Source organism: Lysobacter oryzae DSM 21044, assembly GCF_059568595.1.
Window position 1 is genome coordinate 299,306 of sequence record NZ_JCANTQ010000013.1, and the last position, 21,101, is coordinate 320,406.

Annotated in this window: 20 protein-coding genes; 14 read left to right on the forward strand and 6 right to left on the reverse strand. The window is 71.3% G+C overall.

The features are described from left to right. Nucleotides 1-91: 91 nt before the first annotated feature. From BP05_RS13715 to BP05_RS13730, 4 genes are all read left to right on the forward strand, one after another. A complete protein-coding gene (locus tag BP05_RS13715) occupies nucleotides 92-487 on the forward strand; it encodes a DUF1761 domain-containing protein (RefSeq protein WP_496364385.1) in 396 nt (131 codons plus the stop codon). 4 nt (nucleotides 488-491) lie between these two features. After that, nucleotides 492-1,121, forward strand: a complete 630-nt coding sequence (locus tag BP05_RS13720; RefSeq protein ID WP_496364386.1) for a 2-hydroxychromene-2-carboxylate isomerase — start codon at nucleotides 492-494, stop codon at nucleotides 1,119-1,121. Nucleotides 1,122-1,221: 100 nt separating this feature from the next. Next, a complete protein-coding gene (locus tag BP05_RS13725; protein WP_496364387.1) occupies nucleotides 1,222-2,169 on the forward strand; it encodes a DegV family protein in 948 nt (315 codons plus the stop codon). A 97-nt stretch (nucleotides 2,170-2,266) separates the two neighbouring features. After that, nucleotides 2,267-2,611: a hypothetical protein gene (locus BP05_RS13730; protein WP_496364388.1), complete on the forward strand. Its 345-nt coding sequence runs from the start codon at nucleotides 2,267-2,269 to the stop codon at nucleotides 2,609-2,611. Between the two features lie 6 nt (nucleotides 2,612-2,617). On the opposite strand, the gene BP05_RS13735 is transcribed toward BP05_RS13730, so the two are convergent. Next, nucleotides 2,618-3,259 carry a LuxR family transcriptional regulator gene (locus BP05_RS13735; protein WP_496364390.1) on the reverse strand — a complete coding sequence of 214 codons (642 nt, stop codon included), beginning with the start codon at nucleotides 3,257-3,259 and terminating at the stop codon, nucleotides 2,618-2,620. 249 nt (nucleotides 3,260-3,508) lie between these two features. Continuing rightward, complete coding sequence (locus BP05_RS13740; protein ID WP_496364391.1) at nucleotides 3,509-3,931, reverse strand: hypothetical protein; 423 nt, start codon at nucleotides 3,929-3,931, stop codon at nucleotides 3,509-3,511. Nucleotides 3,932-4,053: 122 nt separating this feature from the next. On the opposite strand from BP05_RS13740, the gene BP05_RS13745 reads away from it, so the two are divergent. Together BP05_RS13745 and BP05_RS13750 are read left to right on the forward strand one after the other, a co-directional pair. Then, a complete protein-coding gene (locus BP05_RS13745) occupies nucleotides 4,054-5,712 on the forward strand; it encodes a hypothetical protein (protein WP_496364393.1) in 1,659 nt (552 codons plus the stop codon). Nucleotides 5,713-5,832: 120 nt separating this feature from the next. Then, the gene (locus tag BP05_RS13750; protein ID WP_496364394.1) at nucleotides 5,833-6,588 is read left to right on the forward strand and encodes a tetratricopeptide repeat protein; all 756 of its coding nucleotides are present in this window, start codon (nucleotides 5,833-5,835) and stop codon (nucleotides 6,586-6,588) included. A gap of 61 nt (nucleotides 6,589-6,649) precedes the next feature. Here BP05_RS13750 and ppc read toward each other — a convergent pair whose 3' ends face one another. Together ppc and BP05_RS13760 are read right to left on the reverse strand one after the other, a co-directional pair. After that, complete coding sequence (ppc, locus tag BP05_RS13755; protein WP_496364395.1) at nucleotides 6,650-9,400, reverse strand: phosphoenolpyruvate carboxylase; 2,751 nt, start codon at nucleotides 9,398-9,400, stop codon at nucleotides 6,650-6,652. A gap of 136 nt (nucleotides 9,401-9,536) precedes the next feature. Further along, nucleotides 9,537-10,901, reverse strand: a complete 1,365-nt coding sequence (locus tag BP05_RS13760; protein WP_496364396.1) for a glutamate--cysteine ligase — start codon at nucleotides 10,899-10,901, stop codon at nucleotides 9,537-9,539. A gap of 87 nt (nucleotides 10,902-10,988) precedes the next feature. Here BP05_RS13760 and BP05_RS13765 point away from each other — a divergent pair, with 87 nt between their 5' ends. From BP05_RS13765 to BP05_RS13780, 4 genes are all read left to right on the forward strand, one after another. Then, nucleotides 10,989-12,560: a peptide ABC transporter substrate-binding protein gene (locus BP05_RS13765; RefSeq protein WP_496364397.1), complete on the forward strand. Its 1,572-nt coding sequence runs from the start codon at nucleotides 10,989-10,991 to the stop codon at nucleotides 12,558-12,560. 19 nt (nucleotides 12,561-12,579) lie between these two features. Then, nucleotides 12,580-13,275 carry a VIT1/CCC1 transporter family protein gene (locus tag BP05_RS13770; RefSeq protein WP_496364398.1) on the forward strand — a complete coding sequence of 232 codons (696 nt, stop codon included), beginning with the start codon at nucleotides 12,580-12,582 and terminating at the stop codon, nucleotides 13,273-13,275. Beyond that, nucleotides 13,275-14,213: an ABC transporter permease subunit gene (locus BP05_RS13775; protein ID WP_496364400.1), complete on the forward strand. Its 939-nt coding sequence runs from the start codon at nucleotides 13,275-13,277 to the stop codon at nucleotides 14,211-14,213. The genes BP05_RS13770 and BP05_RS13775 overlap by 1 nt, the downstream gene beginning before the upstream one ends. Before the next feature lie 127 nt (nucleotides 14,214-14,340). Next, nucleotides 14,341-16,215, forward strand: coding sequence for a glycoside hydrolase family 13 protein (locus BP05_RS13780; protein ID WP_496364401.1), 1,875 nt, complete (start codon nucleotides 14,341-14,343; stop codon nucleotides 16,213-16,215). Nucleotides 16,216-16,247: 32 nt separating this feature from the next. Here BP05_RS13780 and BP05_RS13785 read toward each other — a convergent pair whose 3' ends face one another. Together BP05_RS13785 and yihA are read right to left on the reverse strand one after the other, a co-directional pair. Continuing rightward, complete coding sequence (locus BP05_RS13785) at nucleotides 16,248-16,991, reverse strand: tetratricopeptide repeat protein (RefSeq protein ID WP_496364403.1); 744 nt, start codon at nucleotides 16,989-16,991, stop codon at nucleotides 16,248-16,250. Between the two features lie 80 nt (nucleotides 16,992-17,071). Then, nucleotides 17,072-17,686, reverse strand: a complete 615-nt coding sequence (gene yihA / locus BP05_RS13790; protein WP_496364404.1) for a ribosome biogenesis GTP-binding protein YihA/YsxC — start codon at nucleotides 17,684-17,686, stop codon at nucleotides 17,072-17,074. Nucleotides 17,687-17,894: 208 nt separating this feature from the next. Here yihA and BP05_RS13795 point away from each other — a divergent pair, with 208 nt between their 5' ends. The 4 genes from BP05_RS13795 to BP05_RS13810 all read left to right on the forward strand — a co-directional run bounded on the left by BP05_RS13795 (nucleotide 17,895) and on the right by BP05_RS13810 (nucleotide 21,091). Further along, the gene (locus tag BP05_RS13795) at nucleotides 17,895-18,680 is read left to right on the forward strand and encodes a c-type cytochrome (protein WP_496364406.1); all 786 of its coding nucleotides are present in this window, start codon (nucleotides 17,895-17,897) and stop codon (nucleotides 18,678-18,680) included. Nucleotides 18,681-18,796: 116 nt separating this feature from the next. After that, entirely contained in the window at nucleotides 18,797-19,441 is a 645-nt protein-coding gene (locus BP05_RS13800) for a thiol:disulfide interchange protein DsbA/DsbL (RefSeq protein ID WP_496364408.1), read from the forward strand. A 95-nt stretch (nucleotides 19,442-19,536) separates the two neighbouring features. Next, complete coding sequence (locus tag BP05_RS13805; RefSeq protein WP_496364409.1) at nucleotides 19,537-20,295, forward strand: thiol:disulfide interchange protein DsbA/DsbL; 759 nt, start codon at nucleotides 19,537-19,539, stop codon at nucleotides 20,293-20,295. Between the two features lie 22 nt (nucleotides 20,296-20,317). Continuing rightward, nucleotides 20,318-21,091: an endonuclease/exonuclease/phosphatase family protein gene (locus BP05_RS13810; protein WP_496364410.1), complete on the forward strand. Its 774-nt coding sequence runs from the start codon at nucleotides 20,318-20,320 to the stop codon at nucleotides 21,089-21,091. Nucleotides 21,092-21,101 lie beyond the last annotated feature (10 nt).

Genomic DNA, 21,101 nt, shown 5'->3' on the forward strand with positions numbered 1-21,101 from the left:
GCAAGGCAGTGTCCGCCCCGGCGTGCGGCACCGCAAGCGGGCGCGCCACCGTATGCTGGCGCCTCCTAAAGGGGTTCACGGGGGAACCGGCATGTCCATGGAGATCAACTGGCTGGCGGTCGTGGCCGCGGCCGCTTCCGCTTTCGTGCTCGGCGGCCTCTGGTACGGGCCGCTGTTCAAGCACGCGTGGTGCCGCGAAGCCGGCATCGACCCGAATTCCGCGCCGCGCCATCCGGCCCGCGTGTTCGGCAGTGCGTTCGTGCTGGCGCTGGTGGCCGCCGCCGCTTTCGCGGTCCTGCTCGGCCCGGACCCGTCGCTGCCGCTGGCCGTGCACCACGGCGCGCTCATCGGCGTCGCCTTCGTCGCCACCAGCTTCGGCATCAACTATGCCTTCGCCCAGCGCAGCCTGAAGCTGTGGCTGATCGACGGCGGCTACCACGTGCTGCAGTTCGTGCTGTACGGGGTGATCCTCGGCGTGTGGCACTGAGGCCATGGCGATGCGCTGGTACTTCGACTTCATCTCGCCCTTCTCCTACCTGCACTGGCAGAAGGTGAAGGCGATGCCCGAGGCGGTGACGCCCGTGCCGATCGTGTTCGGCGCCGTGCTTGCCGCGTGCGGGCAGAAAGGGCCGGCGGAGATCCCCGGCAAGCGCGAATTCACCTACCGCCACGTGCTGTGGCAGGCGCGCCAGGAAGGCGTGGCGTTGCGCTTTCCGCCCGTCCATCCCTTCAACCCGCTGGCCGCGCTGCGCCTGTGCGTGGCCGCCGGCGCGAGCGCGCACGCGGTCGACACCATCTTCGACTGGATCTGGCAGCAGGGCCGCAGCGGCGACAGCTTCGACGCGCTCGCCCCGGTCGCCGCCGCGCTGGGCGTCGACGCCGTTGCGGCGCAGGCCGAAGAGGCGAAGACCCGCCTGCGCGCCAACACCGAAGCGGCCATCGCCGCGGGCGTGTACGGGGTGCCGACCCTGGCGATCGCTGGCGGACCCCTGGACGGCGAGTTGTTCTGGGGCAACGACGCCCATGCCTTCGCGCTTGCTGCACTGCGCAATCCCGGCCTGCTGGCAGAGCCGGAGATGCGGCGCGTAAGCGCGTTGCCGATCGGCGTGCAGCGGCGCTGACGCGCCAGCACAAGCAACTTCCCTCACGGGCGCAAGGCAGTGCGCGGGCGTATGCTGCGCGCACTTTGGACAAAAAAGCGCCGCCACAGGGGAGGCCATAATGCGCATCGGGATCGTCGTCGACTCGCCGTGCGACCTGCCGGAAAGTTACCTGCAGGCCCACAACATCTCCATCCTCCCGACCACCGTGCGCATGGGTTCGGCCGTGCTGGCCGACTACCGCAACCCGGAAGCGGCGCTGCAGTTCCTGCAGACGCACCTGGCCGAACGCGGCTGGGAAGCCGAGAGCAGCCCGTTCTCCGTCGAACAGATCCGCGAGTTGTTCCTGGGCAAGCTCGTGATCGACTACGACTTCGTGTTCTGCCTGACCATGACGAAGACGCGCAGCCTGATCTTCGAGAACGCCCAGCAGGCGAGCTTCGCGATCCTCAACGAGTACAAGGGCCCGCGCATGGCCGCGGGCAACAACTCGCCGTTCGCGTTGCGCGTGATCGACACGCAGAACGTGTTCGCCGCGCAGGGCGTGATGGCGGTGGAAGCGGTGCGCCTGCGCGACGCCGGCGAAGGCACGCCGAAGATCCGCGCGCGCCTGGAGAACCTGGCCATGCACACGCAGGGCTTCCTGATCCCGCGCGACCTCAACTACATGCGCGAACGCACGCGCATCCGCGGCGACCGCAGCGTGAGCTTCCTCGCGGCCAAGCTCGGCACCGCCTTCGACATCAAGCCGATCCTGCACTGCAACCGCGGCGAGACCGGCCCCGTGGGCAAGGTCAAGACCTTCGACCTGGCCGCGCAGAAGCTGTTCGAGCACGCGGTTTCGCGCATCGACAAGCGCCAGCTGATGACCCCGACCATGTGCGTGAGCTACGGCGGCGTGCTCGAGGAATTGCGCGAACTGCCGGGCTACGCCCAGTTGCGACAGGCCTGCGTGGTCAACAACATCGAGCTGTTCGAGACGGTGATGAGCCTGAGCGGCATGGTCAACATCGGCAAGGGCGGACTCGCGCTGGGCTACGCGGCGGAGACCGGCAAGATCGAGCTTTGACCCGGCGCCGGCGCCGGGCGTGCGCGCGTTTCGTGTTCACATGCCCGCCATAAATCCGGGCCTAAGCTGCAAGCGACTCCACGACGGGGACATCCGGATGGCCACGCGCTACTACATCAGCCTGCCCGATCCGGCACGCGCACGCGGCGCGGATCCGGCGCTCGCATTCAATGCGCATGGCGCCGAGGAGTTCGCCGCGCAACTGCAGGAGGCGCTGCGCACCACGTCGTTGTTCGAGCGCTGGCGCACGTCCCAGGAAGATCCCGACGGCGTGGATCCGTCCTACGGCGCGACCGATCCCGATGCCTCGGTCGACGGGCAGCAGGACGACCTGCACGTGGTGCTGGTGGTGACCAGTTCGATTCCCGGCAACGTGCTCAAGCACCGCCTGCGGCTGCTCGCCGGCAGCGGCTGGGAACTGCGCGACGTCACGGCCGCTTGAGCGGCGTTACATCACCGGTTCGTTGACCGGGGATTTCCGGTCGTCGGGCGGCGGCCGGTGCAGGGCCAGCAACGCGACCCGGCCGCTGATGCCCTCACGCTCGAACACCTGGTGCAGGTGGCTCTTCACCGTTTCCGGGCTGATGCCCAGGCGGCGGCCGATCTGCTTGTTGCTCATGCCCAGCGCGGCCCAGTGCACGATCTCGCGCTGGCGCTCGGTGAGGTGGCCGAGGTTGTTCACCGGCGCCGGCGCGCGCCGTTCGGCGGCCAGAGCCCGGGTCAGCAAACTGCTGTCCACCGCGAACAGGCCCGATTCAACCGCGCGCAGCCCCCGCAGCAGGACATCGGGCGGCGCCATCTTCTCCAGGCAGCCGCTGGCGCCGAGGCGGGCGCAGCTGCGCAGGCTGCCCACGTCGGGGTGGCGGTAGCAGTAGATCCGCGGCGCCGCGTCTTCTTCCACGGGCAGGCGCGCGGCATGCAGGTCGTCGCCATCGAGCAGCCAGATCGCCTGGCGTCCCAAGGCTTCGGGTAGCGAGTCCGCGCTGAACACCCCGCACCAATCCAGTTCGCCGCGCGGCGCCAGCACGCGCTGCAGATGCGCGGTCCAGCGTCGATCACGACCAAATGCGAGGACTGGCAGACCCGGCATGGGACTTTCCCCGTGGTGCGCAACGGGCGCACACCCATGTGGGTCACAACGCGTGCGGACGCGCTGGGCGGCCATCCTTCGGGGGCGGGTCGGGCGCCCGCGTCGCTTCGGCGGCCGGGAGCCACCGGGGCGCGGCCCTGCAACTTCATCCGGGCGCGGCGGCTCGACCCGCCGACCCGCCGCGCTTGCAGGCGGGCCGTCGCCGCACCGGCGTGGCATGGCCGGTGCAGGCGAGGACTGCCACGGACCTCAGCGCGGCTGCGGCACGCAGTGATCGACATCCATCAGGAAGCCGGGCGCGCAGTCCATGCTGGTGCGCGCGACCGTGCGGCACAGGCCGCTCACCGGTTCGCAGCCGTAGCCGCTGGCCGCGCAGTCGTTGCGGGCGCCGGCGCTGGAGACGCTCATGGTCGGGGTCTCGCAATACGCGTGCACCAGGCTGCCGCCCTTGCGCGTCCATTCGGCGAGTTGCGACTGCAGCGAGGAGTTCTCGGCGCGCAACTGCTGGTTCTTCTCGCGCTCCTTCTCCCACTGCTGCTTGTAGTCGATCTGGATGGCGGTGATGTTCGGCGCCGCCATCGGTCGGACGGCGCCGACGTTCTGGGCGGACAACGGTGCGGCGGCCACGACGGCCAGCAGGGCAAGCAGCGCCCAGCGCGAAGTGCGGTTCATGCAGTTTCCCCGTAAGCCGCCCCTCCGGCGGCAGCGCAGCATAACGCCCGGTAGGGGCGTGCGTGTCCGTGCGTTCCATGCTTGCGCGTTTGCCCGGATGTCGCGCCGACCCGAGCCTGTCCATGCCAGCTGCCTTCGCCGTGCGCCTGCCCTGCCTGGTCCTCCTGGCCCTGCTGACCGCGTGCGAAGCGCCCGCGCCGCGCCAGGCAGCACCCGCCTCGACGGTCGCCCTGTTCGACACGTTCGGCGCGCTGCATCGCGACATCGGCACCGACGTGCCCGAGGCGCAGCGCTACTTCGACCAGGGCCTGCGCATGGCCTACGGGTTCAACCACGAGGCGGCGGGCCGCGCCTTCGCCGAAGCCGCGCGCCTGGATCCGCGCTGCGCGCTCTGCGTGTGGGGCCAGGCGCTGGTGCTGGGCCCCAACATCAACCAGCAGATGCCGGCGGAAACGGCGGCCGCGGCGACCTCGCTGGCGCGGCGCGCACTGGCGCTCGCGGACCAGGCGCAGCCGCGCGACCGCGCCCTGATCGAAGCCCTGCAGGCGCGATACGCCGACCCCGCACCGGCCGATCGCAAGCCGCTGGACGCCGCCTACGCGCAGGCGATGGCGCAGGTGGTGCGCCGCTTCCCCGACGACGACGATGCCGCGACCCTGTACGCGGAAGCGTTGATGGACCTCACGCCCTGGGCCTACTGGACCCGCGAAGGCGCGCCGACCGAACACACCAACGCAATCACCACGACGCTCGAGCGCGTGCTCGCCCGCAACCCGCAGCACATCGGCGCGATGCACTACTACATCCATGCGGTCGAAGGCTCGCGCACGCCGCAGCGTGCCGAGGCCTACGCCGATGCGCTGGCGGGGCTCGCGCCCGGCTCGGGCCACCTGGTGCACATGCCGGCGCACATCTACATCCGCACCGGGCGCTACCACGACGCCACGCTCGCCAATTTCGCCGCGAGCACCGCGGACAAGGCGTTCCTCGCGGTATGCCGCGGCAGCAATGGCGTGTATCCGCTGGGCTACGTCCCGCACAACTGGCACTTCGCGACGATGACCGCGGGCCTGCATGGCTCGCGCACGCTCGCGCTGGAAGCCGCCGCGCAGACCGCGCGACGCGCGGACCACGACCGCCTCGACGAGCTGAGCTTCATGCAGCAGTACCTGGCCGCGCCGCTGTACACCCAGGTCCGTTTCGGCCAGTGGGACGCGATCCTCGCGCAGGGGGAACCGCCCGCGGCGTTGTCCTATCCCACCGGCGTCTGGCAGTTCGCGCGCGGCGTCGCGCAGGTGCGCAAGGGCGACCTCGCCGCCGCCACGCGCGAACTGCAGGCGCTGCAGGCGACCGCGCGCGATCCTGGCTTGGCGAAGGTCACCTTCTTCGACATCAACAGCGGCGACCGGGTGCTGGCGGTGGCGGAAGCGATGCTGCGTGGTGAACTCGCACTGCGTCGCGGCCAGCGCGCCGCGGGCCTGGCTGCGCTGCGCGAGGCCGCGGCCGCCGAAGACCGCCTGAGCTACAACGAACCGGCGGACTGGCCGCTGCCGGTGCGTGCCTACCTGGGCGCCGCACTGCTCGATGCCGGCTTCGCGCGCGAGGCCGAGCGGGCCTACCGCGAGGACCTCGTCGCCTACCCGGAAAACGGCTGGTCGCTGTACGGCCTGGCGCAGGCACAACGCGCCCTCGGCGATGTCGCCGGCGCGCAGGCCAGCGAGCAGCGCCAGGCCGCGGCCTGGCAGTGGGCAGACACGCCGCTGCGCGCATCGCGGCTGTGAGGGACGCATCGCCGCATCGCGCGCCTGTGCGCGCGGTCGCATCCGCATGCGGCACCTGCGGCGATGCGGCCGCTACACTTCGGGGCTGCGCGGGGAGCGCACGCAACGGAGCCTTTCGCCATGCCAATCCTCGGCCTCGGCCTGCACGTGGTCATCGCGGTTTTTTTCGCCATGCATGCCGTGCGCAGCGGGCAGGACCGGTATTGGCTGATGATCCTGTTCGCCTTTCCGGGTGTGGGCAGCCTGGTCTATGCGCTGATGGTCTGGCTGCCGTCGATGCGGCACTCGCGCCACGGCCATGCGCTGGTGCGCGGCGTGCAGCAGGTGCTCGACCCGACCCGCGAATTGCGCGCGGCGCAGGAAGCCTTCGAGGACGCCGCCACCACCGGCAATCGCCTGCGCCTGGCCGACGCGCTGCTTGCCGCACGGCGCGCGTCCGAGGCGGTGCCGCAATACCAGGCCGCGCTGAGCGGCATCCACAGCGATGATCCCGACATCCAGGTGCGCCTTGCGCGCGCGCTGCTGGACGCCGGCCACGCCACGCCGGCGCGTGAACTGCTCGACGCGGTGATCCGCAAGCGGCCGGATTTCCGCTCGCAGGACGGCCACCTCACCTATGCGCGTGCCGTGGCCGCCGAGGGCAACCGCGTCCGCGCGCGCGAGGAATTCGAAACCCTCGTTGGCTATGCCAGCGGCTTCCAGGCGCACGTGCATTACGCCGAGGTACTGCGGGGCTGGGGCGAGACGGACAAGGCGCGCGGCCTGTGCGAACAGGTGCTGTCGCGCGCCAGGCGCATGCCCGGCTACGCGCGCAAGCTCAACAAGCCCGAACTCGACCGGCTCAAGCAGCTGTCGCTGCAGCTGGCCAAGGCCTGAGCCACCTGCCCTTGCGCGTGGCGCAAGGAGCGTTCAGACGGGCCTGCACCGGCGCCCGGCTTCACCCGGTGTTCTGGATCCCGGCGGCGATGCCGTTCACCGTCGCGACCAGCGCTTGCAGCATCGCCTCGTCCTCGCCGCCGCCGGCCCGCCAGCGGGCGAGCAGGTCGACTTGCAACAGGCTGATCGGATCGACGTAGGGATTGCGCAGCCGGATCGACTGGCGCAGGCGCGGATCGTCGGCGAGCAGGTCGCGGCGGCCCTTGATCGCGAACACCGCGTCGCGGGTGCGCGCGAATTCGGCGGCGATGCCGGGATGGAAGCGCGCGTGCAGGTCGCCGGCCAGCAGCGAGTAGCGCTCGAAGATGCCGAGGTCGGACTTGGCCAGCACCATCTCCACGTCGTCGACCAGGGTGTTGAAGAACGGCCAGTCGCGCGCCATCTCCGCCAGCGCGTCGAGGCCGTGCCGCTGCAGCGCGGCGTGCAGCGCCGTGCCCACGCCGTACCACGCGGTCAGGCCGGAACGGTTCTGCGCCCAGGCGAATACCCACGGGATCGCGCGCAGCGAGGCGATGCCCGGCGGCCGCAGCACGCCCTCGCCGCCGGCGCGCTTGCTAGGGCGCGAGCCGATGCGCAGGCGCTCGATCACGTCGATCGGCGTGGCCGCGCGGAAGTACTCGGGGAACTGCGCGTCGTCGTGCACTAGCGCGCGGTAGTGCGCGCGCGCATCGCCCGCCAGTTCGCCCGCGATCGCGCGCCAGCGCGCCTCGCGCGGTTCGGCGACGCGCGGACGCAGGGTCGCGCGCAGCACCGCGCCGGTGGCCTGCTCGAGGTTGCGCAGCGCGATCGCGCGGATCCCGTACTTGCGGTGGATCACCTCGCCCTGCTCGGTCAGGCGCAGGTAGCCGTCGACCGAACCGCGCGGCATGGCGATCACCGCGCGCTCGGTCTTGCCGCCGCCGCGGCTGATTGAACCGCCGCGGCCGTGGAAGAACGCGATCTGCACGCCGCTGTCGCGCGCCAGCTGGGTCAGCGCCACCTGCGTGCGCTGCAGCGCCCAGCGCGATGCCAGCAGCCCGCCGTCCTTGGCGCTATCGGAGTAACCGAGCATCACCAGCTGGCGCTGGCCGCGCGCGGCGAGGTGCGCGCGATACAGCGGATCGGCGAACAGCGCGCGCAGCGTGTCGGCCGCGGCGTCGAGGTCGTCGACGGTTTCGAACAGCGGCGCGATGTCCAAGGGCACGCTTCCGTTCTCGATGCAGCCGGCCATGCGGGCCAGCGCCAGCACCGACAGCGCGTCGGCGGCATTGCGGCTCATGCTGATGATGTAGGGACCGAACGCACGCGCGCCGTAGCGCGGGCGCAGCCGGGCCACCGCGCGGAATACGTCGAGGGTGGCCTGCGAGGTCGCGTTGCCGGGCGCGTCCGCGCCGTCGTCGCCCTGCAGCAGGCGATGCAGCCGGTGCGTGCGCTCTTCCACGCTGCGTTCCGCCCACGCCGGCTCGTCCAGCAGCGCCGCGAGCGCCGCATCGTGGGTGGCCGAATCCTGGCGCAGGTCGAGGCTGGCCAACTGGAAGCCGAAGCAGGCGATCCGGCGCCGCAACCGGCGCACGGCGAAGCCGCCGGCGTGTTCGCCACGGTGGTCGCGCAGGCTGTCGGCGATCAGGGCGATGTCGGCATCGAATTCGGCCGCGTCGGCGTAGCCCTCGGGTTCCTCGTGCTGGGTCGCCCACAGGCGTTCGAACACGAAGGTCAGCAGCTTGCGGTAGGGCATGTCCGCATGCCGCGGCCTGAGCTTGGCGGCGGCCGCGGGCATGCGCTCGCGGTAGGCCTCGATGCGCGCGAGCACCGCCTCGGATACGCCGACGCGCGTCAGCGACTGGCTCAGCGCTTCGCCGAGCGCGAGCAGGTCGCGGCGGTACGCGGCCAGCACCAGCGCGCGCTGGCCGGCGAGCGTCGCGGCCATGGTGTCGGCGCCGACATTGGGATTGCCGTCCATGTCGCCACCGACCCAACTGCCGAAACCGAGCACGTCGGGCACGGCCGCATCGCCGTAGCTCTCGCGCAGCGCGTCCTCGAACACCTCGTAGAACACCGGCAGCACCCGGTACAGCACTTCGGACAGGTAATAGCCGACGTGCTGGAACTCGTCGGCGACGCTCGGCTTGGCCGAGGGTGCCTCGGCGGTCTGCCAGCTCGTGGTCAGCGCCAGGCGGATGCGTTCGCGGTCGGCGCGGCGTTCGGCCGGGGTGCGGCCGCGGTCGATGTCAGCGACCAGGCAGGTGACGATCTCGCGCTCCTTCTTCAGCAGCGCGCGGCGCACCGCTTCGGTCGGATGCGCGGTGAAGACCGGCTCGACGTGCAGGCGCGGCAGCAGCGCCAGCAGCTCCTCGCGGCCCACGCCCTGTTGCGCGAGCCCGCGCAGCACGTCGCGCAGGCCGCCCGGTTGCGGCGCGGCGCCGGCGCGCTCGTAGTCGCGACGGCGGCGGATGCGGTGCACGCGTTCGGCGATGTTCACCGCCTGGAAGTAGGTGGCGAACGCGCGCACCAGGTCGCTGGCGCGCGCGAGTTCGATGCCGGCCAGCGCCTGCGCGAGTTCGGCCGCGGGCGCGTTGCGCTCGCGGCGGTCGATCGCGGCGCGGCGCAGGCGTTCGACTTCGTCGAGGAACTCGGGCGAGCGCTGCTCGGCAAGGATCTCGCCGACCAGGGCGCCGAGCATGTTGACGTCCTCGCGCAGCAAGGTATCGGTGGCGGCGAATTCGACGGTACGCAGGGGCATGGCCGGCATGGCCGCGGCGCTCGGCAGGTTCATGCGGCCGAGTCTAGGACCGAATCATGCTGCGCGGCAGCATGATTTCAGGTGTAACGAAATCTAGCCGGCGTGCACAGCGACGTTGCCGGCCCGCCTGTGCGCGGCGATGCCTGCGCTGGGTGGGGCGAAGCGCTTGCTAGTACGCGAACTCGCGGAACACCCGGTCGATGTCGCCCTGCCACTCGCCATGGAACAGCGCGAGCTTGCGCTCGGCCGGGGTCTGGTTGGCTTCGGCGAACTCGATCAGCGGCTCGAGGAAACGGCTCTCGTCGGCGCCGTGGCGGTTGCTGCGCGCGCGCCGTTGCAGGCCGGCGGCGGAGATCTTCAGCGCTTGCAGGGCGAGGTCGCGCACGCTGCCATTGCGGAACGGCAGCTTCAACGCGTGCTTCGGCACGCCGTCGCGCAGGGCATTGCGTTCGGCGAGGCTGAAGTCCTTGACCAGGTCCCAGGCGGCGTCGAGCGCCGCATCGTCGTAGAGCAGGCCGACCCAGAACGCCGGCAGCGCGCACAGGCGGTTCCATGGTCCACCGTCGGCGCCGCGCATCTCCAGGTACTTCTTCAGGCGCACTTCCGGGAACGCGGTGGTCATGTGGTCGGACCAGTCGCGCAGCGTCGGCAGCGCGCCGGGCAGCACGTCGAGCTCGCCCTTGAGGAACTTGCGGAACGACTTGCCGCTGGCGTCGACGTACTCGCCGTTGCGGTACGAGAAGTACATCGGCACGTCGAGCAGGTAGTCGACGTAGCGCTCGAAACCGAAGCCGTCCTCGAACACGAAGTCGAGCATGCCGGTGCGGTCCGGATCGGTATCGGTCCAGATGTGCGAGCGGTACGACAGGTAGCCGTTGGGCTTGCCCTCGGTGAACGGCGAATCGGCGAACAGCGCGGTGGCGATCGGCTGCAGCGCCAGCGACACGCGGAACTTCTTCACCATGTCGGCTTCGCTGCTGAAGTCGAGGTTGACCTGCACCGTGCAGGTGCGGGTCATCATGTCGAGGCCGAGGCCGCCGCGCTTGGGCATGTAGTCGCGCATGATCTGGTAGCGGCCCTTGGGCATCCACGGCATCTCGTCGCGGCGCCACTTCGGCTGGAAACCCATGCCGAGGAAACCGAGCTGCAACTCCTGCGCGACCGCCTTGACCTCGTCGAGGTGGCTGTTGGTTTCGCGACAGGTCTCGTGGATGTTCTCCAGCGGCGCACCGGACAGCTCGAGCTGGCCGGCCGGCTCGAGCGTCACCGAGGCGCCGTCGCGGGTCAGCGCGATCGTGCGGCCGTGCTCCTGCACCGGCGTCCAGCCAAAGCGGGTGAGCCCGGTGAGCAGCGCCTCGATGCCGCGCTCGCCGTCGAAGGCCGGCGGACGCAGGTCGTCGAGGCGGAAGCCGAACTTCTCGTGCTCGGTGCCGATGCGCCAGTCCGCGCGCGGCCGGCTCCCGCTGGCGAGGTAGTCGACCAGCTGGTGGCGATCGGTGATCGGGGATTCGGCGACGTTGCTCGGGCTCGACATGCAGGTCCGTCTCTGGGGGCGCTGTTGCTGAAGACGATATGGGGCCGGTGCCCTACCATCGCAATCGATGAAGCATAGCCCGGCCCCATGACGCGATTGCCCGCCCTGCTGCTGTGGCTGTGTTCCAGTGTTGCCTTCGCCTCGCCCCCGCCGCAGCTCGAGCGCGGCAACGGCCCGGAACCGGCCACCCTCGATGCGCATCGCTGCCAGGAAGTCGCCTGCGGCAACATCCTGCGCGACCTCTACGAAGGCCTGGTGACCGAGGATGCGCAGGGCCGCCTCGTCCCCGGCATGGCCCAGGCGTGGCGCGTGTCGGGCGATGGCCGCACGTGGACCTTCACCCTGCGCGAGGACCTGCGCTGGAGCAACGGCGCGCCGCTGGATGCGCCGCAGGTGGTGGCCAGTTTCCGCCGCGCGTTCGCGCCGGAAACAGCGGCGCCTTTCGGCGAGCTGTTCGATGCCCTGCACAACGCACGCGCGGTGCAGGCGGGCGCGCTGCCGCCGGCCGCGCTGGGCGTGGCCGCGCCGGATGCGCGCACCGTGGTGTTCACGCTCGATCGCAGCGCGCCGTTGCCCGCGTTGCTGACCCTGCCGATCGCCTTCCCGGTGTACCTGCCCGCGGTGGCGCAGTACGGCGTGCAGCACACGCGCCCCGGCCACCTGGTGTCCAACGGCGCGTACCGCCTGGCCGCGTGGACGCCGCAGGCGAACCTGGTGGTGGAACGCAACCCGCGCTTCCACGCCGCCGACAGCGTGGCGATCGAGCGCGTGCGCTTCCACGTCACCGAGGACGCGGCCGCGGAGCTGCAACGCTTCGCCGCCGGCGACCTGCACCTGACCGAGGTGGTGCCGCCGCAACCGCTGGGGGCGCTGCGTGCGCGCTTCGGTTCGCAGTTGCGGATCGCGCCCTACCTGGGCGCGTTCTGGCTGGGGATGAACCTCACCCAGCCGCCGCTGCGCGACGCCCCGCAGTTGCGTCGCGCGCTCGCCCTGGCGGTGGATCGCGACAAGCTCACCCGCTACATCACCGGCTTCGGCGAGCGCCCCGCGTACGGCATCGTGCCACCGGGCATCGCCGGCTACACGCCCGCCGCGACGCCGTGGGCGGCGTGGCCGCAGGCGCAGCGCGAGGCGCATGCGCGCGCGCTCTATCGCGCCGCCGGGTTTTCCAAGGCGCATCCGCTGGTGATCGAGCTGCGCTACAACACCTCCACGCCGCACCGGCGATTGGCGCTGGCGGTCGCGGCGATGTGGCGCGAGGTGCTGGGCGTGCAGGTGCGGCTGCGCAACGAGGAATGGAAGGTGTTCGTCGGCAACCGCAAGCAGCGCTCGATCACCCAGGTGTTCCGCGGCGGCTGGATCGCCGATGTGCCCGATCCGCGCAACTTCCTCGCCGCGTTCGGCAGCGACGGGCCGCTCAACTGGACGGGCTACGACGATGCCGGCTTCCGCGAACGCCTGGCGAAGGCCGACGCCGCGCGCTCGCAGCAGGCCCGCAACGCCTGGCTGCACGCGGCCGAACAGCGCCTGCTGGATGCGGATGCGGTCGTTCCGCTGTACTTCTATGCGTCCAAGCACCTGGTCGATGACCGCGTGCTCGGCTATGAAGCCAATGCGCTCGACCGCCACGCCTCGCGCTGGTTGCGGTTGCGGCCATGACACCCACGGGAGAACGCTGATGCGCCGCTGGCATGCAGAAGATCATCGGACGGGCCGTTCGGGCTGGCTGCGCGCGGCCGTGCTCGGGGCCAACGACGGCATCGTGTCGGTGGCCGGCCTGGTGGTCGGCGTCGCCGCCTCCGGCGTGGGCAACGCCGCGGTGCTGGCCAGCGGCGTGGCCGGCGTGGTCGCCGGCGCGATGTCGATGGCGGCCGGCGAATACGTCTCGGTGCAGTCGCAGGCCGATGCCGAACGCGCCGACCTCGACAAGGAGCGGCGCGAACTGGCGGAGGACCCGGCCAGCGAGCTGTTCGAACTCACCGGCATCTACACGCGACGCGGCCTGACGCCCGAGCTTGCGCACCAGGTCGCGGAGCAACTGACCGCGCACGATGCGCTGGGCAGCCATGCGCGCGACGAGCTGGGCATCACCGAGGCGCTGCGCGCGCGCCCGCTGCAGGCGGCGCTGGCCTCGGCGGCGGCGTTCGTCGTCGGCGCGCTGCTGCCGATCGCCGCGGTGCTGCTGGCGCCGGCCGGGCACCTGCAGGCCACCATCGTCATCGCCACCCTGGTCGCGCTGGCCGGGTCGGGTGCGGCCGCGGCCTGGGCCGGCGGCGCCTCGCCCTCGCGCGGCGCGCTGCGGGTGTGCTTCTGGGGCGCGCTGGCGATGGGCGCGGCCGGCCTGATCGGCCGCTTCTTCCACGTGCAGGTCTGATGCATTCCTGGCGCTCGTTCGCGCGGCGCTGGGGCGCGCGCCTGCTCGAGGCGCTGCTCACCCTGTGGCTGCTGGCGACGCTGTGTTTCGTGCTGCTGCGCGCGGCGCCGGGCGGTCCGTTCGATGCGGAGAAGGCCGCGCCGCCGGAAGTGCAGGCGGCGCTGGCGGCGCAGTACCGGCTCGACCGGCCGCTGCCCGCGCAGTACGGCGCCTGGCTCGGCGATGTCGCGCGCGGCGACCTCGGGCCGTCGTTCCAATACCCCGACTACAGCGTCAACCAGCTGGTCGCCAATGCGCTGCCGGTGTCCGCGCTCAACGGCGGCCTCGCGCTGCTGCTCGCGCTGGCGCTGGGCGTCCCGCTGGGAGTGTGGTCGGCGCTGCGCGCGGGCCGGTGGACGGATCGCATGCTGATGTTCGTCGCCGGGCTCGGCCTGGCGGTGCCGAAGTTCGTCGCCGCGCCGCTGCTGGTGCTGCTGTTCGCGGTGACATTGCACTGGCTGCCGGCGGGCGGCTGGGGCGAATGGAGGAACGTGGTGCTGCCGGTGATCGCACTGGCGCTGCCCAACCTCGCCTACTGCGCGCGGCTGACCCGCGCCTCGATGCTGGAGACGTTGTCGGCGGAGTACCTGCGCGCCGCGCGCGCGCGCGGCCTGTCGGAAGCGCGGCTGCTGTTCGCGCACGCGCTCAAGCCGGCGCTCTTGCCGGTGGTGGCGTGGCTGTCGCCGGCGCTGATCAACGTGGTGACGGGGTCGGCGGTGGTGGAACAGGTGTTCGGCATTCCCGGCATGGGCCGCTACTTCGTGCAGGGCGCGCTCAACCGCGACTACACCCTGGTGCTGGGCGTGGTGCTGGTGGTGGGCGCCCTGATCGTGGCGATCAACACCCTGGTGGACGCCCTGCGGAGCTGGCTGGATCCGCGCCTGGAAGCGGCGCACTAGGCCGGAGGCCGGGCATGGCGATGATTACGATTTCATCGCCAGCGACGCCGGCGCCGCGACCGCGCGTGCCCGCAACGGATGCCTAGAATCGGTCCGCGCCGATCGGGCGTGGCAAGTGGGAGCGCGCATGAAGCGCCTGTTCGCGTTGTGCTTGACCTTGCTGTTCAGCACCGGCGTGGCGGCGCGCGGCTTCGCGATCGACCACCTCGAGCCCGCGAGCTGGTGGGTCGGCATGAAGCACGACCGCGTCGAACTGCTCGTGCACGGCACCGGCATCGCCACGCTCACCCCGCGCGTGTCGCAACCCGGCGTGACCGTCGCGAACGTCGCCCGCGTCGCCAACCCGAACTACCTGTTCGTCACGCTCGCCATCGCGCCGGATGCGGCCCCGGGCCGGTTTCCCATCGACTTCCTCGACGGCGGGCGCGTCGCGGTGCGTCATCCCTGGCGGCTGGACGCGCGCGAACCGGGCTCGGCGACGCGGCGTGGCTTCGACCCCGCCGACGCGATCTACCTGGTCACGCCCGACCGCTTCGCCAACGCCGACCCGCGCAACGACAGCGCGCCGGGCATGCAGGAACATGCCGACCGCGCCAACCCCGACGGCCGCCACGGCGGCGACATCGCCGGCCTGCGCCAGCACCTGGACTACATCGCCGGCCTGGGTTTCACCCAGCTGTGGCCGACGCCGCTGCTGGAGAACAACCAGCCCGAGTACTCCTACCACGGCTACGCGATCACCGACCTGTACCGCACCGACCCGCGCTTCGGCAGCAACGAGGACATGCGCGCGCTGGCGCGCGATGCGCGTGCACGCGGGATCGGACTGATCATGGACGTGGTGCTCAACCACGTCGGCTCGCAGCACTGGTGGATGCGCGATCCGCCCACGCCGGACTGGTTCAACCACGCCGACCGCTACGCGCAGACCAACCATCGCCGCACCACGGTGCAGGACCCGCATGCGGCGCCGGCCGACGCGGCGTTGTTCACCGACGGCTGGTTCGTGCCGTCGATGCCCGACCTCAACCAGCGCAATCCGCACCTGGCGCGCTACCTGATCCAGAACTCGTTGTGGTGGATCGAATACGCCGGCCTGTCAGGGATCCGCGAGGACACGTTCGGCTATGCCGACAAGGACTTCCTCAGCGCGTGGGGCCAGGCCGTGCTGGACGAATATCCCGGCTTCGCGATGGTCGGCGAGGAGTGGAGCGCGAACCCGGCGGTGGTCGCGCACTGGCAGCGCGGCAAGGCCAATCCCGACGGCCACGTGCCCTGCATGCCGAGCATGATGGACTTCCCGTTGCACATCGCCCTGCGCAGCGCGCTGCTGCAACCGGAAGGCTGGGACTACGGCTGGATCGGTCTGTACGAGATGCTCGCCAACGACTTCCTGTATCCGGATCCGGGCCGGCTGGTGGTGTTCGCCGAGAACCACGACACGCCGCGCGCGCTCGCGCATCTCAACGGCGACGTCGCCCTGTGGAAACTGGCGATCGCCTACATCGCCACGGTGCGCGGCACGCCGCAGTTCTACTACGGCTCCGAGGTGCTGCTGCAGGGCCCGCGCGAACGCAACGACGGCGCGCTACGCGCCGACATGCCCGGCGGCTGGGCCGGCGATGCCGGCGATGCCTTCACCGGCAAGGGGCTGACGCCGGCGCAGCGCGCTGCCCAGGCCTACGTGCGCGCACTGTTCAACTGGCGCAAGCGCACCCCGGTGGTGCAGCACGGCAAGCTGCAGCACTTCGCGCCGGCCGACGGCGTCTACGTGTACTTCCGCTACGACCCCACGCCCGGCCACGGCAGCCCCGTGGTGATGGTCGCGCTGAACAAGAATCCGGATGCGACGGCCCTCGCGCTGGATCGCTTCGGTGAGTTCATCCCCGCCGGCAGCCGCGGACGCGACGCACTGACGGGACAACCAGTGGCGCTGGGTGCGACGCTGTCGCTGCCGGGCAAGGCGGCGACGATCATCGAGATCGCGCCGCGGGACGACTGAGCGCGACGCCGCCGGCTCGCGGCGTCCGCTGCCTAGATCGGTTTCGCCTTGGCGCGCTGCTGCGCGATGTATTCCAGCTCGTTCTGCGCGCCCCGATCGTCGGGGTCGAGCTGCAGGCATTCCTTGAACTTCGCCTCGGCCGCATCGAGATCGCCCTGCTCGATCAGCACGAAGCCGATCCCGCGCTTGGCGCGCGTGAGGTCCTTGATGCGTTCCTCCGCGGGCGAGAACTCGGCGGCGGCTTCGGCCGCCTGGTATCGGTCGCGCGCTTCGTCCCACTCGTGCCGGGTCTGGTGCAGGTTGCCGAGCTCGGACAGGTAGCGCGAATTGCTCGGCGACAGGGCCAGCGCGTGCGCCAGCGTGGCTTCGGCCGCGTCGAGCTGGTCGAGTTCGTACTGCGCGTAGGCCTTCATGTAGTAGGCGTCGGCCCACAGCACGCCGAGCGCCTGCGCGCTGGTCTTGCCCTGCCCCTTCCGGCCCGCCTTGTCCGACGCCGCGCTGGCCATGTACAGCAGGGTTTCCTCCAGCGAACGCGCCACGTACCAGCGCATTGGGCCGTCCGGGTACTTGCGCGCGTAGTAGGCCAGGGTCTGGTCGATCAGCGCGATCGCCTCGTCATGGCGCCCGCTGCCGGTGAGCTGCTGCGCCTGCATCAGGCGTTGCAGTTGCGCGGCCTCGCCGGGATCGGGCGCCGGATCGGCGGCCTTCTCCGCGCCGGCAGCCGCGGCGCACGTAATCCCCAGCAACAGCACCAGTGCCCATCCGAACGCGCGCATGCCCTTCCCCTCGATCATGTCCACCTGCGCGAACGCGGCAACGCGGCGCCCGGGGTTGCCCGGGGCGCACGACCACCGTGCTACAGCTCCAGCCAGCGCCCCAGCACGCCACGCGCCTCCTCGACGCCCTGCTTCGACTCGCCGGAGAAGGTCTGCACGCCGACCGTGTCGCCGAACGCGCGCGACAGCTCCATCCGCACCGCCTGCAGCGTGTTCGCCGCGGCGCCGCGGCTGAGCTTGTCGGCCTTGGTCAGCAGCACGTGCGCGGGCAGCTCGCGGCGCACGGCGTAACCGAGCATCTGCCGGTCGTACTCCTTGAGCGGATGGCGGATGTCCATCACCACGACCAGGCCGCGCAGGGCCTGGCGGGTGGCGAAGTAGCTCTCGATGAAGGCCTGCCAGTGCGCCTGCAGTTCCTGCGGGACCTTGGCGTAGCCGTAGCCGGGCAGGTCGACCAGGAACTTGTCGGTGACCGGCGGAATGTCGAAGAACACCAGCTGCTGGGTCCGCCCGGGGGTCTTGGAGACCCGGGCCAGGGCGTTCTGCTGGCAGATCGCGTTGAGCGCGCTCGACTTGCCGGCATTGGAGCGGCCGGCGAAGGCGACTTCGAAGCCGCCATCGGGCGGCAGCTGGCGGGGGTTGTGCGCGGCCAGCAGGTAGCGGGCTCGGGCGAAGGGATTGGGGGCGGTGGCCATAGCGGCACAGGATCGCACGGCGGCCGCCGGTCGGCCCAAGGACCGGGAGGCGCCGATGCCGCGGTCGCGGCGGAATGCGGGCGCCGGCGGTCCCGCGCGGCGCCGTGCGTGCGCGTGTTGCGTTGACCGTCCCGCGCCCCGCAACGATAATTTCGCGGTTTCGGCGCCCGCTCGGGCGCCCCTCAGTGCAATCCCGGAGCCCAGCCTCATGCGCCATGCCCGCGTCCTCGGCCTCGTCGGCCTCACTGCAGTCGCAGTGGGTGCAGCCGCCGTCGCCTTCGCCCAAGCCACGGTCACCCCGGTGCCGGACAACGCACCCGTGCAGACCGCGCCGCTGGTCGAGAAGCCGGCGACCTGGGGTGACGTGAAGGCCGGCGCCACCAAGGCCGGCACCTGCGCGGCCTGCCACGGCCTCGACGGCAACCCGACCGATCCGCAGTACCCGCGCCTGGCCGGCATGCCCGAGCGCTACATCGCCCATCAGCTCGCCCTGTTCAAGAGCGGTGAGCGCAACACCGGCATGGCCGCGGTGATGATGCCCTTCGCCAGCGCGCTGACCGCGCAGGACGCCCGCGACCTGGGCGCCTACTTCGCCACGCAGAAGGCCGCCGCCGGCGTCGCCGACGACAGCGTGATCGCCAGCGGCGCCAACAAGGACCGAAAGTTCTTCGAAGTCGGCCAGCAGCTGTTCCGCAGCGGCGACAAGGCCCGCGGCATCCCGGCGTGCATGGCCTGCCACGGCCCGGTCGGCGCCGGCAACCCCGGTCCGGCCTACCCGGCCGTCGCCGGCCAGCAGGCCGCCTACGTGCAGCGCCGCCTCGAGGAATACCGCACCGGCACCACCACGCAGAAGGATCCGCACCTGTTCAACATGATGGCCACGGTCGCCGGCAAGCTCACCGACGAGGAAATCGGCTCGCTCGCCAGCTACGTGCAGGGCCTGCACCCGCGCGCCGACGAAGTGGCGGCCGAAACCGCCCCTGCTGCCCACTGAACTTCACCAACACGCGCACGGTCCTGGCCGCACGCGCTGTTGTTCAATACGCCGACCGTGATCGCCACGGTCGGCGTTTTTGTTGGCCCTCCATCGTCCGCCTCTCCGTTCCGGCCATGCCCATGACCCTTCGTTTCGGCTTCCTGCTTGCCCTGCTGCTTCCCCTCGGTGCCTTCGCCGCGCCGCCCGCGCCGGTCGAAGGCAGCGACTACGAGGTCATCGCCGATGGCGTGCCCTACGAGCCGGCCGCCGGCCGCATCGAGGTGGTCGAAGTATTCGGCTACACCTGCCCGCACTGCGCGCACCTGGAACCGGCGGTGCAGGCGTGGAAGGCGAAGCTGCCCAAGGACGTGAAGTTCATCCCGGTCGCCGCGCCCTTCGGCGGCTACTGGACGCCGTTCGCCAAGGCTTACTTCGCCGCGAAGTCGCTGGGGATCGCGGAGCGTTCGCACGAGGCCGTGTTCCGGGCCGTGCACGAGGACGGCACGCTGCCGCGCAATCCCACCGACGATGAACTGGCGGCCTTCTACGCGCAGTTCGGGGTGCAGCCCGCGCGCTTCGTCGCCGCGCTCGGCAGTCCGGGCGTGCTGGAAGCGATGCAGCGCGCCTATGCCTTCATCCAGCGCAGCGGCGTGGAAGGCACGCCGACCATGGTGGTCGCCGGCAAGTACCGCGTGACCGCCAGGCCGGACGAGGTCCTGCGCATCGTCGACCAGCTGGTCGCGCGCGAGCGCGCCGCCGCAAAGGCCCGCCGCCGCTGACCCGCGGCGGCGCATACACGCCCGCACTGCCACCCCCGGTATCCTTGCAGGCAACAGCGCCTGCGGGCGTCGTTCCTTCCACGGAGAATGTTGCGATGACCTTGCGTCCGGCCCTGCTGCTGTCCGCCCCGTTGCTGTCGCTGATGTTCCTGCTCGGCGCCTGCACGCGCCAGGCGCCGAGCGCCGACACCGCGGCCACCCCCGAGGCAACACCGGCCAAGGCCAGCACCGCGTCCGCCGCCGAGCCCGCACCCGCGGCCAGCCCGGACGTTCCGGTCGGCCCGGCTCCGGTCGCCGGCGTCGACTACGTGGAACTCGCCAAGCCGCAGCCGTACGCCCCGGCCGACGATCGCATCGAAGTCGCCGAAGTCTTCAGCTACACCTGTCCGCATTGCGCGCACTTCGAGCCGATGCTGCTCGAATGGCGCGCGCGGCAGCCCGCCGACGTGCGGTTCACCCCGGTCGCCGGCCTCTTCGGGGCCAACCCCGAACCGTTCGCGCGCGCCTTCTACGCGGCCGAGTCGCTGGGGGTGCGCGCGAAGACGCACGAAGCGATGTTCGATGCACTGCACGGCGCCCGCACGCTGGACCCACAGGCCGCGACGCCGCAGGCGATCGCCGCCGTCTACGCCGGCTCCGGCGTCGCCCCCGCGCAGTTCACGGCGGCCATGGCCAGCGCCGCGACCACCGCGGCGATCAAGCACGCGAACGATTTCATCCAGGCGTCGGGCGTCGACGGCACGCCCGGCATCGTCGTCGCCGGCAAGTACCGGGTCACCGGCAAGACCATGGAAGACATGCTGCGCATCACCACCCACCTGGTCGCGAAGGAGCGCGCCGCCCGCGGCGGCTGAGGCCGGCGCCCGCGGCGACGACATGCAGGCACGCGACGACCACCGCCGGTTGCGGCTGCTCAGCGCGAACATCCAGGCCGGTTCGAGCACCCGCCGCTACAGCGACTACGCCACGCGCAGCTGGTCGCACGTTCTGCCGCTGGGCAACAAGCACGGCAGCCTCGACGCGATCGCCCGGCTCGCCGGCGAGCACGACATCGTCGGCCTCAACGAGAGCGATCCGGGCAGCCTGCGCTCCGGCTTCACCAACCAGACCCATTACCTCGCCCAGCGCGGCGGCTTCCACTACTGGAGCCACCAGCCCAACCGCCGCGTCGGCGGCGTCGCCTCCAGCGCCAACGGCCTGCTGAGCAAGCTGGAACCGGTCGAAGTCATCGACCATGCCCTGCCCGGCCGCATCGCCGGGCGCGGCGTGCTGGTCGCCCGGTTCGGCGACGACGCCGATTCGCTCACCATCGCCATTGCGCACCTGTCGCTGGGGGCGCAGTCGCGGGCCTCGCAGCTGGCCTTCATCGCCGAACTGCTGCATGCGCATCCGCACGCGGTGCTGATGGGCGACTTCAACTGCGATCTCGACCGTCCGGAGATGGCCGCGCTGTTCCGGCGCACGCGCCTGCAACCGCCGGCGCACGTGGTGCCGACCTTCCCGAGCTGGCGCCCGCAGCGCGCGATCGACCACATCCTGCTCGGCGACGGCCTGACCCGCCACCACGCGCGCGCGCTGCCGGCGGCGCAGTCCGACCACCTCGCGCTGTCGCTGGAACTCGAGGTCCCGGCGCGGGCAATCCGCGGCTGAGCGATCGTTG

What these genes read in the sequence shown, in the direction of transcription:
- yihA (WP_496364404.1), bottom strand. Translation starts at nt 17,686, where the DNA reads ATGGCCACCGCCCCCAATCCCTTCGCCCGAGCCCGCTACCTGCTGGCC.
- BP05_RS13795 (WP_496364406.1), top strand. Translation starts at nt 17,895, where the DNA reads ATGCGCCATGCCCGCGTCCTCGGCCTCGTCGGCCTCACTGCAGTCGCA.
- BP05_RS13715 (WP_496364385.1), top strand. Translation starts at nt 92, where the DNA reads ATGTCCATGGAGATCAACTGGCTGGCGGTCGTGGCCGCGGCCGCTTCC.
- BP05_RS13760 (WP_496364396.1), bottom strand. Translation starts at nt 10,901, where the DNA reads ATGTCGAGCCCGAGCAACGTCGCCGAATCCCCGATCACCGATCGCCAC.
- BP05_RS13780 (WP_496364401.1), top strand. Translation starts at nt 14,341, where the DNA reads ATGAAGCGCCTGTTCGCGTTGTGCTTGACCTTGCTGTTCAGCACCGGC.
- BP05_RS13765 (WP_496364397.1), top strand. Translation starts at nt 10,989, where the DNA reads ATGACGCGATTGCCCGCCCTGCTGCTGTGGCTGTGTTCCAGTGTTGCC.
- BP05_RS13735 (WP_496364390.1), bottom strand. Translation starts at nt 3,259, where the DNA reads ATGCCGGGTCTGCCAGTCCTCGCATTTGGTCGTGATCGACGCTGGACC.
- BP05_RS13810 (WP_496364410.1), top strand. Translation starts at nt 20,318, where the DNA reads ATGCAGGCACGCGACGACCACCGCCGGTTGCGGCTGCTCAGCGCGAAC.
- BP05_RS13775 (WP_496364400.1), top strand. Translation starts at nt 13,275, where the DNA reads ATGCATTCCTGGCGCTCGTTCGCGCGGCGCTGGGGCGCGCGCCTGCTC.
- BP05_RS13730 (WP_496364388.1), top strand. Translation starts at nt 2,267, where the DNA reads ATGGCCACGCGCTACTACATCAGCCTGCCCGATCCGGCACGCGCACGC.
- BP05_RS13740 (WP_496364391.1), bottom strand. Translation starts at nt 3,931, where the DNA reads ATGAACCGCACTTCGCGCTGGGCGCTGCTTGCCCTGCTGGCCGTCGTG.
- BP05_RS13805 (WP_496364409.1), top strand. Translation starts at nt 19,537, where the DNA reads ATGACCTTGCGTCCGGCCCTGCTGCTGTCCGCCCCGTTGCTGTCGCTG.
- BP05_RS13720 (WP_496364386.1), top strand. Translation starts at nt 492, where the DNA reads ATGGCGATGCGCTGGTACTTCGACTTCATCTCGCCCTTCTCCTACCTG.
- BP05_RS13745 (WP_496364393.1), top strand. Translation starts at nt 4,054, where the DNA reads ATGCCAGCTGCCTTCGCCGTGCGCCTGCCCTGCCTGGTCCTCCTGGCC.
- ppc (WP_496364395.1), bottom strand. Translation starts at nt 9,400, where the DNA reads ATGAACCTGCCGAGCGCCGCGGCCATGCCGGCCATGCCCCTGCGTACC.
- BP05_RS13800 (WP_496364408.1), top strand. Translation starts at nt 18,797, where the DNA reads ATGCCCATGACCCTTCGTTTCGGCTTCCTGCTTGCCCTGCTGCTTCCC.
- BP05_RS13785 (WP_496364403.1), bottom strand. Translation starts at nt 16,991, where the DNA reads ATGCGCGCGTTCGGATGGGCACTGGTGCTGTTGCTGGGGATTACGTGC.
- BP05_RS13750 (WP_496364394.1), top strand. Translation starts at nt 5,833, where the DNA reads ATGCCAATCCTCGGCCTCGGCCTGCACGTGGTCATCGCGGTTTTTTTC.
- BP05_RS13725 (WP_496364387.1), top strand. Translation starts at nt 1,222, where the DNA reads ATGCGCATCGGGATCGTCGTCGACTCGCCGTGCGACCTGCCGGAAAGT.
- BP05_RS13770 (WP_496364398.1), top strand. Translation starts at nt 12,580, where the DNA reads ATGCGCCGCTGGCATGCAGAAGATCATCGGACGGGCCGTTCGGGCTGG.